The organism is Telluria sp. LT2P80 (assembly GCF_059685955.1).
This window is the reverse complement of sequence record NZ_JCASIO010000007.1, coordinates 34,959-52,229: the sequence shown is the minus strand read 5'-3', so window position 1 is coordinate 52,229 and position 17,271 is coordinate 34,959. Positions and strand designations below refer to the sequence as shown.

14 protein-coding genes and 1 tRNA gene are annotated in these 17,271 nt (G+C 54.5%); 4 read left to right on the top strand and 11 right to left on the bottom strand.

Going from position 1 to position 17,271, the window contains the following annotated elements:
- Window positions 1–482 precede the first annotated feature (482 nt).
- From AC56LW_RS17690 to AC56LW_RS17680, 3 genes are read left to right on the top strand one after another with little or no spacing between them, the layout of a single operon-like run.
- The gene (locus AC56LW_RS17690) at window positions 483–2,477 is read left to right on the top strand and encodes a protein kinase domain-containing protein (protein ID WP_499636457.1); all 1,995 of its coding nucleotides are present in this window, start codon (window positions 483–485) and stop codon (window positions 2,475–2,477) included.
- A 17-nt stretch (window positions 2,478–2,494) separates the two neighbouring features.
- On the top strand, window positions 2,495–3,169 hold the full coding sequence (locus AC56LW_RS17685) for a VWA domain-containing protein (RefSeq protein WP_499636455.1): 675 nt from the start codon (window positions 2,495–2,497) through the stop codon (window positions 3,167–3,169).
- A gap of 4 nt (window positions 3,170–3,173) precedes the next feature.
- Window positions 3,174–3,935, top strand: a complete 762-nt coding sequence (locus AC56LW_RS17680; RefSeq protein ID WP_499636453.1) for a PP2C family serine/threonine-protein phosphatase — start codon at window positions 3,174–3,176, stop codon at window positions 3,933–3,935.
- 972 nt (window positions 3,936–4,907) lie between these two features.
- Here the strand turns inward: AC56LW_RS17680 and AC56LW_RS17675 are convergent.
- Window positions 4,908–5,351 carry a recombinase family protein gene (locus tag AC56LW_RS17675; protein WP_499636451.1) on the bottom strand — a complete coding sequence of 148 codons (444 nt, stop codon included), beginning with the start codon at window positions 5,349–5,351 and terminating at the stop codon, window positions 4,908–4,910.
- Window positions 5,352–6,086: 735 nt separating this feature from the next.
- Between AC56LW_RS17675 and AC56LW_RS17670 the strand changes: the two genes are divergently transcribed.
- Window positions 6,087–7,238 carry a hypothetical protein gene (locus AC56LW_RS17670; RefSeq protein WP_499636449.1) on the top strand — a complete coding sequence of 384 codons (1,152 nt, stop codon included), beginning with the start codon at window positions 6,087–6,089 and terminating at the stop codon, window positions 7,236–7,238.
- 438 nt (window positions 7,239–7,676) lie between these two features.
- Here the strand turns inward: AC56LW_RS17670 and AC56LW_RS17665 are convergent, their stop codons facing one another.
- The 10 genes from AC56LW_RS17665 to AC56LW_RS17620 form a co-directional block, all read right to left on the bottom strand.
- Window positions 7,677–8,264, bottom strand: a complete 588-nt coding sequence (locus AC56LW_RS17665; RefSeq protein ID WP_499636447.1) for a hypothetical protein — start codon at window positions 8,262–8,264, stop codon at window positions 7,677–7,679.
- 625 nt (window positions 8,265–8,889) lie between these two features.
- Window positions 8,890–11,379, bottom strand: coding sequence for a bifunctional DNA primase/polymerase (locus AC56LW_RS17660; RefSeq protein ID WP_499636445.1), 2,490 nt, complete (start codon window positions 11,377–11,379; stop codon window positions 8,890–8,892).
- Window positions 11,376–11,636, bottom strand: coding sequence for a hypothetical protein (locus AC56LW_RS17655; protein ID WP_499636443.1), 261 nt, complete (start codon window positions 11,634–11,636; stop codon window positions 11,376–11,378). Before AC56LW_RS17655 ends, AC56LW_RS17660 begins: the two co-directional genes overlap by 4 nt.
- A 99-nt stretch (window positions 11,637–11,735) precedes the next feature.
- A complete protein-coding gene (locus tag AC56LW_RS17650; protein WP_499636442.1) occupies window positions 11,736–12,065 on the bottom strand; it encodes a hypothetical protein in 330 nt (109 codons plus the stop codon).
- Window positions 12,066–12,236: 171 nt separating this feature from the next.
- Complete coding sequence (locus tag AC56LW_RS17645) at window positions 12,237–12,440, bottom strand: helix-turn-helix transcriptional regulator (protein ID WP_499636440.1); 204 nt, start codon at window positions 12,438–12,440, stop codon at window positions 12,237–12,239.
- Window positions 12,441–12,517: 77 nt separating this feature from the next.
- A complete protein-coding gene (locus AC56LW_RS17640) occupies window positions 12,518–13,075 on the bottom strand; it encodes a hypothetical protein (RefSeq protein WP_499636438.1) in 558 nt (185 codons plus the stop codon).
- Window positions 13,076–13,119: 44 nt separating this feature from the next.
- Window positions 13,120–14,310, bottom strand: a complete 1,191-nt coding sequence (locus AC56LW_RS17635; RefSeq protein WP_499636437.1) for a tyrosine-type recombinase/integrase — start codon at window positions 14,308–14,310, stop codon at window positions 13,120–13,122.
- A 177-nt stretch (window positions 14,311–14,487) separates the two neighbouring features.
- Window positions 14,488–14,572: transfer RNA gene (locus AC56LW_RS17630), tRNA-Leu, on the bottom strand.
- A 110-nt stretch (window positions 14,573–14,682) separates the two neighbouring features.
- Complete coding sequence (locus AC56LW_RS17625) at window positions 14,683–15,150, bottom strand: hypothetical protein (RefSeq protein ID WP_499636435.1); 468 nt, start codon at window positions 15,148–15,150, stop codon at window positions 14,683–14,685.
- Between the two features lie 265 nt (window positions 15,151–15,415).
- Window positions 15,416–17,134, bottom strand: a complete 1,719-nt coding sequence (locus AC56LW_RS17620; protein ID WP_499636433.1) for an ArnT family glycosyltransferase — start codon at window positions 17,132–17,134, stop codon at window positions 15,416–15,418.
- Window positions 17,135–17,271 lie beyond the last annotated feature (137 nt).

The window sequence follows — 17,271 nt, the reverse complement described above, 5'->3', positions numbered from 1 at the left end:
AAGCGCATCATTAGCGTAGTAGTACAAAGTCCAGTGCCACGGAACATATATGATCTGTCCACGCCTTCATATCGGCATGCTTAGGCGTTCAATTGCGGATCTACTCCATGGCATCACGGTCAGGGCGGAGCCGGCAAAGGCAAGCGATAGCTCAAGGCACTCCACTCCAATTGCCTGATAGTCAATCTTTCTTCTGCATTTTGGAATGCTTCAGTAGCACTCAGACAGTGCGTACCAACACGAAAAATGGTTCAACATATAGTTTGACAAATACCTAGTTATCGGTCTAAAAATACGAAAACAGCCGACTTGCACGACCTCATGTGCCTATTTTCGATAATTGAAAACTACAGAATTTTTCTAGCAACGATTCTGTGACAATTTGAGATATTTTTTCTTGATCGTCAAAAATATTCTTGCCATGGCTAAAGTCGTGGCTAAACCGAGACGTTGATCGCAAGAAACCATAGTAGAATTAATACATGCTGCCTGAGTTAGGCAAAAACAATTTTGCAAAGACTGCAACTACCGTGTCTACCGCCCCTCGCACCATTCTCATCGATACTTGTGTTCTACTTCAGGACCCAGATGTAATTATTAGAATTAAAGATAAAAACGGGATTCCCTTCCTTACTGGTACCGTTTTGGACGAACTTGATTACAACAAAAAAGGCGACGCGGAGATTAATAAGAATGCTCGCGCGATTGTTCGCAAGCTGAATAAAACTCCGAGCATAAAAGTACAAAATCTCCCTACCGGAAAAGATCTTGCCGATGGAGATCTGCTTACCCGTTTTGAATACGAAGGCGTTGGTGTTTTTCTTCTCACACGCGCCGTGTTCAAGAATAAAACGAACAATGACGGGAAGATTATTGAGCTAGCTCAGGACTATGGAATGTTGCTGCTAACTCGCGATGGTGGAATGAAGCTTCGTGCAGATGGGAAGGGGGTCAGAGTTGCGCTCTGGACTGGCCCAGTTCAAAATGCTAATGGTGATTCTACTGGAGCAGCGGCGGTAGAAAAAACGACAGCAAGCAATAAAAAGTCCAACTCGCCGCGTCAGTCGCCAGTTCCTAAAGCAAATACTGCGATCGATGCGCCGCTGCCTTTGGAGCTGACGCCTTTCAATATGCCCAACTCGCCCTTGTTAGACAAGGATCAACCTTGCGCTGTACCGTGCCTCCCAGTTGAAGGGGATAATATTTTTTTGGCAAATGGACAAAAAATAACACTAGGGCCGTTAATAAGCGAAGGTGGCGAAGGGAAGATTTACCAGGCTGCGAACGGGAGCACAGTCTGCAAGATATACCATGCAGATAAATTGACCGTATTGCGTCGGAAAAAAATTGAACTTATGGTCACACGAAAGGTTCAGCGACCGGGAATTTGCTGGCCTACCGATATCATTGCAAACGAGAAGGGACAGTTTCTCGGCTATCTAATGCCACGTGCTAACGGTAAAACGGTGCAATCCTCCATGTTTGTCAAAGCCGTACTTGAAAAAACATTCCCTCAATGGTCTCGAACTGATATCGTAAATCTCTGCATTGCATTTCTCGAGCACATTCAGTATTTGCATAGTTTGAATATTATTGTTGGTGATATTAATCCCCTGAACTTGTTAGTCAGCACTGATAGTACTAAGCTATGGATTGTGGATACGGACAGCTTTCAGATAGAGAGCTTTGCTTGCCCCGTTGGAACTGTGAATTTTACAGCTCCAGAAATTCAAGGGAAAAATTATGCTGATTTCTTACGTACAAAACAGCATGAGCTTTTCGCAGTGGCCACTATGCTATTTATGCTACTTCATCCAGGAAAGCCTCCGTATTCTCAACAGGGTGGAGGTTCCCCTGCTGATAACATTAAGGCGATGGATTTCCCTTATTGGTTCCGTAAGGACAATGACGAGTTCAGCGGTAAAAACGCACCACAGGGTCCATGGCAGATAATTTGGAGCAATCTGCCATATCACTTGAAGGAAGCCTTTCACAACGCGTTTCGCGCCAACAAGCGTGCACGCATAGATGAGTGGCTCAGAGCGTTCCGAAAATATAAACATATGTTGTCCCAAGGGCAGACGACTAACGACATTTTTCCAGCCTCATTTAAAATTAAAGAACCTGTTGATGCACCGTGCGGGAAATGTGGAAAAACTTTTATTGCTTCGAAGCCTTGGGTCGAAAAATTAGCATTAGAAGGAAAGCAGGCATGGTGTCCGGACTGCCATAAGCGCGTTAAATTAGAACGCTTGGCAAATCAAAGTATGCGGGACACCAATTCCGCAGTAAAACAAAGTCCGAGCGCGAAACCGGCGAGCCCTGGCGGTGCTTATCGGCCTCGTCCGAACCCAACAAGCGCACCAGGGAAGCCTTCGGGAGCCCAGCCCAAGTATAATCCTCCGCCTAAGCAGCAACCTGCGCCAACGTCGAGTGGTGGATTTCTCACCACTCTGCTAAAGATGTTTTTAAGTTAAGAATTAAGGAGCTAATTATGCAAGAAGAATATGTCCTCCGCCAAGAGGACCTGGTTGAGAACCCCACGGCTCGGGTACCGATTTGTCTCGTCCTCGATGTCAGCGGATCGATGGGAGGTGCCCCTATTCAGGAGTTGCAAGACGGCGTAAAAATGTTTTTTGATGCGATACGTCAAGACGAGGTTGCTCAATATGCAGCGGAGATCTGCATTGTGACATTCGGAGACGTTGCTCAAAAAGCGTTAGATTTTATGTCAATCGAGCGTCAATCGGTTCCGAACCTTGTTGCAAGTGGCTTAACCCCAATGGGCCAAGCCACAACGTTAGCCCTAGACCTTTTGGACGCGCGAAAGGAAGACTACAAGCGTGCTGGTGTCGATTATTACCAACCTTGGATGGTTGTAATGACTGACGGTGAACCTACTGACGACATTTCTCCCGCCGCTGCGCGGATAAAATCGCTAGTAACTAGCAAGAAACTTACGGTATTTCCTATCGGCATAGGTGCATCGGCTAATTTGAATAAGCTTGGCGAACTTTCTCCAACTCGGCCACCGCTGCGACTCAAAGGGCTAAACTTCAGAGAGTTCTTTCAATGGTTAAGCCGAAGCGTTTCGCGCGTATCTCAGTCCACGCCTGGTGAAACTGTTGCCCTCGATGTGGCAGGAATTGACGCATGGGGTCAGGTATAAATTAATGAAACGTGCGCCTTCCATGCGATACAAGGTAGCTTGCGGTCGAGTCGTTGGAAGGTCGCATATAGCGACCTCCACTCCCTGCCAAGATTACGTTGTAGCTAAAAACATTAATGGTATTGGATGCATTGCTTTAGCGGACGGCGCAGGGTCGCGGGCTCATTCAGAGATTGGAGCGCAAGAAGCAGTAAAAGCAACGCTGCGTGTTCTTCGGCGCGAATTTGATGCGTTATATACGTTAGCTTCTTCTGACTGTTCAGCGGTTGCATCTCGGGTGCTGGGCGAATGCCTGCGCGTCCTTGGCAAGAAAGCAAAAGCACTGAATGTGGAGATTGATGCACTTGCCTGTACACTCATGTTTGTCGTCCATAAAGATGGGCGTTACTTGGCTGGCCATTTAGGTGATGGTATTATTGCATTGGAAACGGCGGAAGGCATCGTCGATGTTCTCTCCCATCCCGACAATGGCGAGTACGCTAATACGACGGTGTTCATAACTGAACCTGATGCGGCCTCCCGTTTCCGCATTTATGCTGGCATCACGGCAACGCCTTCCTTTGCGGTAATGAGTGACGGCACTGCAGAAAGCTTGTATTTGCGTTCTACCGGTCGGCCAGCCCCAGCATTGCAGAAACTTTTGCAATGGACCCGGAATCTATCGAAACCGAAAGCCGAGGAAATGCTATCTGCAAACTTGGAGCGGGTTTTCAGCCAAAAGACCACTGATGACTGTTCGATAGGCTTGCTAACTTTCTCGACATAATGTTAGAAAGAACGACGCAAGGATAAGCCTGTCCATGATATCTCAGCGGATTAGAGGTTAGGTCCGGAGATCGCGGGTGGCGCAGCGGCGAGAGCCGACGCTGCTTCCGTTGTGATGAGGCGGGCACCGCAGGCCTACCTATTGGATGTGGCAGTCTTTAACCACTGTCCTGCATCCATTGAATACTTTACCCCCGCGTAGAACTCGCTTCTCCGCACTTTTACGGCAATGTGCCGATCTGCGTAGATGGAAAGAACGAACAGTGCGGGTCGGGCTGTACAAGCCCTACTGAGGGATGCCCGATGTGTTCGGCAATTGTATTGGTTGAAGATGCCACCACGTTGATGCCTGCGCCTAGGGAGCCAAGGACGATGGGCGCGCTGCCCCAGCTGTGGTACCGTCTGACCGGGCACCTGAGCGGCAGGCTTCGAGGCTAGCAAGAATGGGCTACATTTGGCGCTCGCGATTGAGAGGCTGAGCGCTTCGTTAGGATTAGCACCACGCAGGACTATGTCGACGCTCTGGCACAGACCGTCCCCTTGCTGCCCGACCGAGAAGAATCTGCGCCGGAGGTTATGATGGGTCTCAAGCGCCCACCTCTGGAGAGAAAATAGCGTCGCAACTCTGAACGTCAACCCGGTGAGAGCCAACATGGAACGTCTGCCGGCCTACTGCGTTCTGCTGCGCGGACCCTAGAGCGAGTTGACCTTTATCGCCAGCTTGGGCGCTTTCAGGAGGTCCGAGATTTGATCTCCTCCGTCCCACTGGATCTGTGGGTAAAGGCAGACCTTCAGAAGCAATGGGTCGAGACGGGAGATTCAAGCATGAGGGGCATTCCACCGCAACCAGCGACGCCCCTGGCATGCCGCTAAGGGTGATTCGACTGGGAGCTAAAGCACTGGTGACCACCTTACTGGCAGGCGATTAGAAGAACGTCAAGCAGGTGCTTTCACCATCGCCAAGACTGTGGACCTAGAAACGTGGTACAGCCTCGCCAAGGCGCCAATACTCTGCTTGGCTGCATACCCTTCGACGACCGCGTGCCGTTGCTGGCGTCGTTTTAGTGGGTCCGCTAAGTGTCTTACCATCGGCCTTGGCTCGGGCCAGTCCCACCTGGGTGCGCTCTACGATCAGATCGCGTTCCATCTTAGCCACCGCAGCTAACATGGCTAACATGAGCTTGCCGGCTGGAGAAGTCAGGTCGAGCTTCCCGAGCTGGAGCACGACTACCTCAACACCGAGATTGGCCAGCGTTTTTGATCGTCGCAAGCACTTCTGGGGCATCGCAGCCAACACAGTCCAGCTCGACGCGCCCACTGTGTCCTTCTTCCTCAGCTTCGTCAGCATGTCGCTGAACTGCCTGCGCTGGGCCGTATGAGCCTTGCCGCTCACGGTGTCGACGTACCAGTACTCCACTGCGTATCCAGCCCCTCGATCCCCAACCGCTGATTATCTGCTATACCGTCGACACCCACCCATACCCAAATACCGCCATGATTTGCTCCTTCACATGGTGAGAAACGGCATTAATTTATGCCAACATGTTGAGAATTTGAGGAGCTGTTTTTCCAAAAGTCAAAAACAGGTTGCTGCTGACTGTTGGAAAACGGTCGGTTCGAACATGGCATCAACATGGAACTAAAGACTGCATTGAATTCAGCGCGCTCAAAGGAGGCAAATTCCTCCTGTGTATCTCTTTGTCTCTTCAAGCAACGCGGCAGATACATCCACACTTTACTTAATCCTTACGCAACCTGTAGTATGGCCAGATTCGCAAACTATCAATAATCCTATGTGGTTCGAACAACTACCGTCTATGTGCCCGCCGGCGACCGCTGTACCTCCGAGCAGTGTTTTTTTTAGACTGACGGAATCAGTGTCGCCGACTTGTGAAGATTTTTGGTCTCATCGGAAGCTGAGTCCTGATACTAAATACAACACTGATGAGTGTCATGCGCGGGCGGTATCCATATTCGATACTCCAACCGGATTGGCTCCCCTTCTAAAAATGGAGCGCCACCGCCATAAGGCCATAACTGCAGTAAAACTTGACCAGTCGGCCGGGCTTATAGAGAAAAACGGTAAGCCAAATCACTACTCGTGGTGGCGTTCGGAGTCGTTTCCAGTCTTGCAAAACATTCAGGCTTCGCCATGAGAAAAATCAAGCAGGGCCTAATTCTTCTCTTTTACGACATACCTCAGGTTTTCTTGGCCAAGGATGAGGTTGGCGGGCAGTATGTTTGCATGATCGGTGCCGAAGATGGTGAACAAGGACCTGCTTATGCTTGTACATTGGTCTCGCCGCAACGAGCAAAGGATCTGATTTCAGGCAAAGTTGATTTGCGATCTATTTACGAATTTCCTGAAATTCCTGAGTTCTATATTGCACAGTTTCTTGGCGGTGATGATGTAACTTTGGGCGCCAGTTTAGCGGACTATAAAAATTTCCCGACTAGGTCACTTCCAGAAGCTGAACTCTTCTTTGAAGGTCTTGATGAGGTAGCAGAAACTGCAGCGGAGATGGCCACAACTGTTTCATTTGTTTCGCTTGAGGTTCCAGAAGCTGCAACCCATGCTCGCATCCACACAAATACCCTGGGCGAATTCTTATTTATTTTCCAGGCGCTAGTGCGTAATTTTTCAAGGGTAGCTGCACGAATTGCAAAAAAACCATTGAAAAAGAGTGATGATTCGTATGCCGCTGACGTATTTGGGTTTGCTAAAGGATCATTTACCGTAAAATTTTGCAGTTCTCATCCAAGTGATATGCATGGTGAGCACCCTGCCTTTACCTCGGCGATGGACCAGATAAACAAATTTTTGTCGCTTGCTAATGATTCGGCAGCGGCATTAGAATATTTGCAGTCAGTACGTGGGCACACGGCGTCATCGCTGATAAAAATGTTAGAATTTTTATCTGAGCATGCAGCGTCAATTCGTGTTGACTGGGCGAATCCTTCAATGTCTGCCGCGAACCGATCTCGGCTTGATCTGATCGCGATTCGAAGGTTAACTGAACTGTGCAGGCAGCGGTCTGATTTGAGTTTACAAGAAGTTTTGATACGCGGGCGTCTTGATCTCGCGGCGCAAACTGCAGGGACTTGGAAACTGATAAGCGAAGAAGACAAAGAAGTTTATTCTGGAGAGATTGCGTCTGGGTCCACAGTCAGCTTAAACGGCGTCGTTATCGGCGATGCCCTTTATGAATTTCTATGTGAGGAATATGTGGAAATTGTTCCGGCAACCGGCCGCGAAAACCGTAAATTATTTTTGAAAAGCATGAAAAAACTCAAGCCCGAGTGAGCTAACAGTTTCGATTATTTGATGCTTTACACATACGTTCAAGCTCATCTAGCTGTAACGGCACATGTAGAACTGTAAGGCCCGTCATCATAAAAATTGCGTCTCGGCGTAACCAGATGTCGCCCTTGTCACTCGTGATAAAGACGGTGCATTGGGCTTTAAATGCTGAGTCCAAGTGTTGCGCATCTACTCGCTGCCCGCCGACGAGCCGCAGAATCTGATTGAAAAGAGCCGATGACTTGTCGTCATCCCATGAGCCAGCATCACTTGCCCACGATACGTGCCCGCTTTGCGCCCATGTTGCACCTGAACCAGGCACGATCTCAGTGACTCTGGAGTTTCGATTTTCAAACGGAAAGTGGCACGTTCGGAGTAGGCCCTGCGACTCAAGCCGTCGAACGACTGGATGAAGGCCGCCTGTATCGATGTAGGCTCGAATCATTGGTTAGCTTCCTTTACACGTCGATGCATCGGATTAACGCCCCCTGCGAGCTGCCTGATGATCGTTTTGAGGTGGTCGTAGTACTTGATCGTTAGTGTGCCATAGGTTTGAGCAAACGATGCATGGCGACGCCTCCAAGCTCTCGGCTGCCGTGCTGGCATAGCGCCGCCGGGTTCGCCGCCAAGCTGAATTAGCAATTTCATACGCTTGAGTTTGGCGCGGGCCGTCGAAGTGGCAGCAATGTTCGTCCGGTACCTCAGCGCATGACAGTGTCGACATGCCAGCTCGCCGCTGCGGAAGTACAAGGACTGAAAATTCCCCTCGTGGGCGCGAGGGCACTTCAGGAGGTGGCGTAATCGGCCCTGGAGGCACTGGACGGCTACGATGTCGGCTACCCATGTCCGACCGCCCAGGAAGACCGCCAGGCGGGTCTCAGCGAGCACAGCGACGGTTCGCACATCCCCATCGTCGAGCACGACACGGCAGCCGCCTGTTGCCTTTACCGCACGCATCAGCTTCGGCAGGTTCACCTCGAACGCATTTTCGAGAATCGGCACTCGGGCCGCCTTGGCTTTTTTCATCATCAGTACCTAAAAGAAAAGCAAACCGGCATTTGCATGCGCGATTCCATAGCTGGGTTACGGTTTTGAAAAGCCCCTCAACGACTGGGAAGTAGCTGGCCGGTTGAAGACGTAGAGGCTTCAGGGGTACGTTGCCTAATGTGAGAGGCCAGCCGGCGAGCCCGGTGCAAGTGTTTCGACTGCCTGCCCTGAAAACTCTCTTGCCCAACGCCGCCTTGTCCATGTTGGGCACAGGGATGCACCCAGAATACCGGACACGAAAAAATTCGAGTGGGCATTCTTATCCGATTAGCATTTCCTCTTTTGCTGAGCCTTTAGGCAGCCAGCGCGCAGGAGGAGTACTGCGTGTCGCAAATCCGAGGCGCATTGTGTGCCTCTGCGTATTGTCTGGCCGTATTTGATGCCGTATGCAGGCGTGTATCCGCGAGGTTACGGGTCGCCCTGACGCGTGCGCACATCTGGCTGACGCGATTGGCCGCGATCAAAAGCAAAAGCCGCTTGCGGCCTATAAGCTAGGCTACATGCGGCTTTCAGGGTAAATAGTATATAAAAAGATACCCCCTTTTTTTTATATATTAATTTTCTCTCTGCCAGCACCTGGCCAGAGAGGTTTCTGCTTTTATTGCGTTTATTGCTCTTGGTCGGATTGCTGGACGAACTCGGGTGCAATGTATGCCTCGCGCGTCTTGCCCTTGCCGCTGGCCGACTTTGTGCCGTAGCGGCGGATATTACGGTCAGATTCCAGGTTCTCGAACACGCTGCGGCGCATGCGGCCTTCAGTTCCCTTGAATTTCGCTGACTTCCTTGCCAGTTCAGCAGTGGTCAAGCCACGACGACCAGCTTCCAGAATCAGATTGGCCACGTCGTTGCACAGGGCTGCGAACGGGGAGTCGGCGATGTTATCAGCCATTCGGCTGATCGCCCTGTCAGCCCAGAAGGTTACGTAGTCGATCGCCCAGCGAGCGTGCTCGAAGTCGATCACATCAGCCCCAGTGGAGTGCGCGACGATCAGGGAGACTCGCATGGCGATCTCCCGAACGCGGCTGTACATCTCGGCCATGCCGTGCAGTTCCAGCTCGTCCATGCGCGCGATGCAGCGCACCTCAAGTTCGTCGAACAAACAGCGCGCCTTTCCCGAGAAATTCAAGACAGTCGGCACCGGCTTTTCGCTGTGCACCGCGTCGATGATATCTGTCAAATCGCCGCCACTCTTGATACGGCATTCGCGGACCCAGCGAACCAAATCGTCGGGCATCTCGACTGGATCGACAAAGCGAGCGGGCTGTCGCCCGAGATCGGATTCAACAACGATGAGACGATTCAAGAAGCCATCCGTCAAAGCCCCCGATCCTACTGCCTCGTAGAACGGAGTGGGCGTGGTCATGCCCAGCACCGTCAGTGCTGGGTTCTCCACAAATTGTGGCCCCATGCTGGCACGTTGAATTTGGTTCATGGCGGCGGTGGAGAACGCCTTCGGTTGAAGCGTGCCGTGGCAGCGGCCGAACACCTCCATGAGGCGTTTGCGCGCTGTACCGCCATTGGTATTATTCTTCGCGTTTGCGGTCTTTAGCATGTAGCCAAACTCATCAATGATAGCAATGTGGGTGGGATGCATGCGCAGCATCGAGTCGATTGCACTGTCGGACGTGTATTCAGACGCGGGGGACATGGCGGAGAACTTTGCGGCGTCCAGCACGCGCTCGATCACGGTCTTCGCATGCTCTTTGCCGGCCCCTGACACTCCGATGTTGAGGAAGTACAGCGACGCCCAATTGTCATTGGTGGTGCGGAACTTACGGCCCATGGCGACGCTGCCGAGTGCCAGGGCCGCTTGCACGGCGAACACGGGCTGCGGCTTCATTGCCGTGTCGTTGGTCCAGTCAACCATCAGGCCCAGCTTGCCTGGGATAGTCAGCAGATGGGGCGGGATGTCGCAGATCATCTGCGCTGGCTTAGGTACTTCATCGGGCACCTCGATGGCATTCGCGACTGTGACGCATTTTGGCTCGGCTACCGGCATATGCTTAAAGCTTTCCAGCAGCTTGCTAATGTCCACATTTTTAATGCGTTCTTCTTGCGCCATCATGCGGACTGTCTCGTACGAAATACCTCCACCCGGCTTGAGGCTGTTCCACGCCTTAGAAAAGGCACTGGCATCGTACTTTTCAGGGCAGGTCTGGCTCCACTCGTCGGCGATATCGAACATCTCTTGGGACTGGTTGCGGCTGTGCAGGCCCATCAAGATTTTCAGCCATACGTCCCGGCAGCACGCGGCGGAGATCATCTCCAAGTCGAGTTTGATGAAAGCACGCTCGTAGGGCAACAGCGGTTCGGCGTTGGGGGCGATCTCCATGCCGCACTCAGCCGACTTTGCTGGCTTGCTGAATTTGTCGATAACCCACTGCGGAAGGTCTGCCATTACTTGGCCCTCGAACAGGTCGCTAGAAGCTTCCATCTCGTAGCGGCGCCCAGATGCATGGACGGAGCCGGGACCGACAACGTAGCCGTTAACTTTAAGGTCGATGTTCGCGCCCATCTTGCCGGCGAAGTTGAGCGAGCAGTCGGCCAGGAAGTAATAGTGGCTACCTCCTGCGCCGGTAAGCACCTCAACGGTTTCCGGGAGGCAGCCGTGGACTTTTTCCAGCTCTTCCAGCGCGTCTGCGCCGCCGTCCTTGTAGCGGTCCTCGTCCACCACGATGGCCATCTTGCCCGTGCTGCCGATCTCTTGCCCCAAACGCACGCCATAGTTCAGCTCAAGTTCGTCGTTGAACCACATGTTGATGATGGTCGGATTCGTGCTGGCCTCTTTGAAGGAATTCCAGCGGCGCGGGTGTTTGCCGGGAGCAGTGCAATTGACATCGCCGCAGGTACACTTGCCATCTTTCATCCCGTGCACCGGGAACACAGGGTGGCCCGTTGATGCCATCAGGAGGGCCTGTGCATGGGCAGGCGAGACCGCTGCGGACGTATCGTAGGGATTTCTCGGGAGCACATCCAAGGGCGCGAGAGGCGTGTTCTGCGCAGCAGGCTGCTGCTCGCTGTCCTTTACGTCAAGGGGGCCACTGGAAAGCTCCGCAGCAGGGCACTGCGCGCCTCCCCCTGGGGCGAGGGCGATCATGCTTTGCCCTCCAGTTTCTGGATACGCGTGATGGGAGTTTGCTCGATCAAGCCGTTGGAAATGAAGTTTCGGAAGTGAAATTTTGCCTCAGTGCCCTGGAGTTCGAACAGTTCGCCAATTTGTCCGTCCGCGTCGCTGAACGCCTGGATCACGGGGTCATCCTTGCTCATTGCGATATGGAAGGTCATTGGGACGTTCGCGATTTCGAGATCGAACATCACAACGTTGCCGATGGTCCAAATGAAAGCAATGTACATTGTGCGCGTTGCGCTGTATGGGGGGGTATGCAATGAATTCTCCTAGATTTTTTTTGGCATGCCAGCGGCTTTGCTGGCAGCGCAGTGAGTTCGTTTAGACTAGCAGGCGGCTTTTGCCAAGCGACGGTTGAGAATGGACAGTCGCTTGTTCTCGCTAGTCAACACTTCGACGGTCTGTTCCATTTTCGACACTGCCATATAGAAATCCCAGAACGGAATCATGTCCAGCGGCTGGCTTCCGATGTCGGAGCAAATGCGATTTACGAACACCATGGCCGCCTGACGCAGAGCCATCATGTCGGAAGAGTTAGCCACAGTAGTAGATGGCATGGCATGGGTCGCTTTGCGCTTGCTGATGGTTTGGATTTGTCCGTGCAGCGTTTGCAGCAAGGCCGTACGTTCATTATTAGAGGGGCTGGAGAGGGACATAATCTACTGCTTTCTGCCTTTTCGTAGGCGTAAGTTCGCCCCTAGCGACGGGGCTATATTTTTTCAAACTGCGTGATTTTGGGTTTGTGCCCGGCTTGCCGTTATGGCGTTGTTAGCGGCCCGTAGATAGTTGGGTAGATTATGGTTCGGGTCATCAGTTCGCGCAGAAAGTCACGCGAAGGATGCCGAATTAGTGGCGATGAAATTTTCGATGTCGCCCATATGCCAGACGGTCACGCTGACACCGATTTTGAAGGGCTTCGGGAATTTACCCGCACGGACCCAGCGCCAGATGGTGGCCGGGCTGACCGGCAAAATGCCGGATTTCTTTGGGGTGGTCGCCAAGTCGGCGATGCGGACGATACGGTGAGACATCTGATACTCCGGTTTAACGTCACATGACGCATCCGTAGTATTTCAAAATTGGCCTTATAAAACACCGACAAACGGTGTCACAGTTTTTTGTTGCTCACCATACGCTCAAGATCACGGATGCTGCGCGGGTGGAGTTTCGCTAACGCTTCGATCGCTGCCTTTACCGTCCGAAACTGCGGACGGATTAGCTTAAAGTCCGCTCGGACCATAAACCTCTCCAGCTTGACTTCCGTTTCCACCAGCCAGCCTGTCTTCGCCAAACGATCCATAGCGTCAAGCAGCACCTGAGCCGCGCGCGCGCTGGAAATGATGATATGGTCTTCTGGGTCCTCTTCTGGGTTGAGGCAAAACGTACCAGACACGCTACGGATCGGCGGTCCGTATGCTTTCAGCAAATCCTTGGCTGCTGCGCGAGCCTCTTGCGAAGCCGTCCCTCGTCGGCCCGGTGCGTGCGGTGAGCAATCCTGGCGCTCATTTGGTAGCCGGCCGTTCTCGACAAAGTACTCCCATGCGTCCAATAGCGCAGGGGCAGAAGTCACGTCAACCGTAGTCGGACCGTATACCAGGACGAGCTTCGCCGCGCTCGACCGTGATCTGTGTGTCGCTTTACGGCCCTTTTTTGAGGAATGTGCCATTCGCTAGTCCTTCAACATGTTGGTGGGAAACTCAGCCGAACAGATTAGTCGCTGCGAAGCGCGTCCAAGTAATCGGCCCAGCGTTGCATCATTAGCCGGCGCGCGGGCAGGTGGGCGGTGCGATTGTACGCCCGTCCATTCGCATCCTTAACGGTATGTGCTAGTTGATGCTCGATGTAGTCCACGCGCTCTTCCAGCACCTCGTCCAAGATCGTGCGCGCCATAGCACGGAAGCCATGGCCAGTCATGACATCCTTGCCAAAGCCGAGGCCACGCAATGCCGCGTTAATTGTGTTCTCGCTCATGCAGCGATCCGCTGTGCGAATACTAGGGAAAACGTACTTGCCATGGCTCGTCATCGGGTACACGACGCTCAGGATGTCGACGGCCTGTTTTGCGAGCGGGACAATGTGATCGTTTTTCATCTTCATCTTGTGCCCTGGGATGCGCCACTCGGCGGCGTTCAAATCAATCTCGCACCACTCTGCACTTCGCAGCTCACCTGGTCGGACGAACACAAGCGGTGCCAGCTTCAGCGCGGCCGCTGCATAGGGATGGCCGCTATAGCCGTGGATGGCCGCGAGCAACTTCGCTACCTGATGAGGATCTGTGATTGCGGCGAAGTGATTCGTCTGCACGGAGGCGAGTGCGCCTTTGAGGTCTGCCGTCACATCGCGCTCCGCAAGACCGGTAGCGACCGCGAAGCGAAACACCTGTCCACAGAGCGATTTGACGCGGTGAGCGGATTCGTTGGCGCCTCGCGCCTCGATGCGTTGGACGGCAACCAGCACATCGCGTGGCTTGATAGTCGAGATGGGTTGTGAGCCAATGACTGGGTAAAGGTCTTTAGCCAGCCAGTTTTTCACCTTCTCCTGCGTTGTCGGAGCGCGCTCAGACTTGGTCTTCTCCAGCCAGCGAAAAGCCACTGCCTCAAACGTATGCTCGGCGGCGATCATCTTGGCATGCTTGGCGTCGCGCTTGGCCGCACCCGGATCAATGCCGTCCGCCAAAAGCTCGCGCGCTTCCTGGCGGCGCGCACGGGCCTTCACGAGGCTCACATCCGGGTAGACCCCTAACGCCAGCGTCTTGCGTTTTCCCAGGAAGCTATAGTCGAAACGCCAGTATTTTCCAGCCGGTTTGACATGCAGGTACATGCCATGCCCATCGGTGTACTTGTCTCCAGCGGGTTTAACACTGCTCTTAACCTGTCGTACAAAAGTATCTGTCAATGCCATCTTCTATCCCATCATAACGGTATCTGTTTATCGGTATCCAGAGATACCGTGAAAAATCACGGTATCTTGTCGAGATGCGCCTTGACGAGATGAGATGAGATGAGACAGCAAAAAACCCGTTCTCCCTAGGGAGGTTACGGGTTTTGAGCTGGGATAAGACAGTATGATTCATGGGTTTGGTGCCTCCGGCCGGAATCGAACCGGCACGCCTTACGGCGCTTGATTTTGAGTCAAGTGCGTCTACCAATTCCGCCACAGAGGCCCAATCGCAGGCGGGCATCTTAGCACATCGATTGCTCAGCTGGCCAGTGCGCCGCGAAATTCGCTGTACGGGCTGCCTAATGGACACTCCAGCGGCGAACTTCACTCTGGCTAACACGTCATCCGATGCTGCAACAACCGCAAGCTCCCCATCGGCCCGACGATCTCCAGCACATGCTCGCGCACCGCGACATCGATCGCGCCTTCTTGCCCGCGCAACCAGGGGCGTGGGCGGAAGTAGCGGATGCTGGTGCTGTCGGCGGCCGTACGCCGGTAGCCAAGCGCTCCAAGCGCCTCGTCGAGCCTGTCGATCATCTGGCAGTCATCGGCGCGGCTACGCATTTCAAAGCGGCCCGGACCCAGCATGCAGATGGGGAGCAGGCCACCGACGACGGCTGGCACGACGAGGAACGGCATCGGGGTGCCGGGATCGATCAGGTGCAGGGCCAGTACCAGTAGCGGCAAGCCGGCCAGCAGCGTGAGCGCCCATGGCAGCGACTGACGCCAGGTATCGATGCGCTGCAGGAAGCCAGGGCGTTTCCTGACGCGCTCGATTTCAGAAAATGTCACGCTGTTCATGTTGCTCTCCCTGGGTGCCTGCATCAGTCCGTGTTCGCGCCGATCAAGAAAACTGGTGCAATATCCAGCCAACTATTATTTGAATCGTCATTGACTTGATCATTGTGACAAGCACTTAGTGGCTGACGTTTGACTGCGCGCAAACACGCATTCGTTGAAGTCAGCTTCTCATAAAGACAACACTTGCCGCGCACAGGTGGATTTCGGCCAGTCATTAGCCCATAACGAACAAGCCGCACAGAAGTGCGGCTTGTCGGGGAAGTGCTCAGGGCTTCTGGCGGAATAACCGGAAGCGTTCGTCACGGTCCGATGCACGCCGGCCTTCCCACAGCGGCACTGCGTCGCGCACGTTCCATTTAGGTAGCAGGGTGGCGTCGCGGCGGTTGCGCAGGCTGTCCTGCAGCAGCACGTAGTCGCACTTGCCACCGGCCAGCGTGACGAATGGCAGGCGGCCGTAGAAGGCCAGCGAGGCGCGCTGGGCGGCGCCGACGTTGGTGGCGATGCAGTTGGCGTCCGCCGGCAGGCGGGCGGCGATCTGCTGGGCGACGCCAGCGTAGCTCTTGCCGTAGTTCAGGTCGGGCAGGAACAGCGTCATCAACAGCACCCACAGCAGGATCAGGCCGCCGGAGGACAGCACCACGGCGCGCCACAGCACCGCCGGCTGGCGCGACAGGCGCCAGTGCACCAGCATGATCCAGCCGACGCTGGCGCCGGCCGCAACGATAAAGGTGACCACGCCGATTTCGGGTGTGAAGCCCGGCACCAGCTTGAGCGCGTTCTTGGCCAGCTGTGCCGGCCAGCCGGTCAGTTTGGCGATCCAGAACAGCCAGATGATCGCGCTCAGCATCGTCAGCACCATCACCGAGAACCAGTCGATGGCGTTGATCGCGCCGCGCTTCATCGTTGGCAGGCCGAAGGCGGCCATCAGTGCCAGCGGCGGCAGCATTTTCAGGAAGTCGCTGTTTTCGGGCGCTGGGTCGGCCAGCAGTTGCAGCACCAGCGCCAGGAAGAAGAATACGGGCAGCACGATGTGCAGCATCTGCTGGCGGCGCCAGGCCCAGACTGCCCACAGGGCGAATGGCCAGGCTGGCCAGAAGAACCAGATGCCGATCCGGAAGAAGGCTTTCAGCGCTGGCCAGCCGGGCAGGCCGATCTGGTGCGCGTTCCAGTTGAGCCAGTCGGCGACCGGCGACAGGCCATATGGTTGCAATACCGTAGCCGGCACGATCCAGATCAGCGTAATGCCGAAGCCCACACCGGCGGCAACGGCCAGATCGCGCAGCGCGCGTGGCGTGGGCAGCTCGAGGTAGTGGGTGCAGGCGAACAGCGCCACGATCAGCACCAGCGGCGGCAGGAAGCCTTGCGTGAGCGCCAGCGCGCCAAGGGCAAGGCCCACCAGCACCGCATTGCGCGTGCCGGCCAGTTCGACGTAGCGCACGGCGCGGTACAGGAAGAAGGCAAGCAGCGCGCCTTGCAGGGTCGCTGCGAGCGTCAGGTGGCTTTGCAGCAGCAGGCCCAGGCTGCCGAGGTAGATCAGGACGGCGGTATCGCCCAGCGTGCGGCCGTAGTCATCCGGTTCGGGCTGGCCGCCGAAGGCCAGGCGCAGCGGTTGCGCTTCAGCTCGCCGGCCCAGGTGAAAGGCGGTGTACCAGAGCGACATCGTGCCCAGCACGAAGATGCCGACGGTCGAGACGCGCGCGGCCAGTACGTCGCCCAGCAGCCAGCCGAACAGCTTGATGCACACGGCGCCGAGCCAGAATGCGAGCGGCCCTTCGTCGACGCTGGCAAGGCCCGCGATGTTCGGATACAGCCAGTCGGCCAGCGTGCCATGCGCCATCGTCCACATGATGCCGAAGCTGGCGGCGTCTTCCTTCCACAGGTCGCGGCCGATCAGGCCGGGCAGGATGTAGAACAGGCCCAGCGCAAGCAAGGCCCAGCGGGGCAGTGCCAGGGTGGCGGCGGCGGGAAGACGGACTGGTTTCATCGATAAGTCTGATGGCGGAAATGAGCGCGTAGTATAGCCGCGAAAAAAAAGAAGCCGGGTAAGCGGCTTCTTTTTTGAAGCCGGCAACGCCGGCTGTCTGGCCAAAGCCGGTGAAGGCTTTGACGGTATTACGTCGG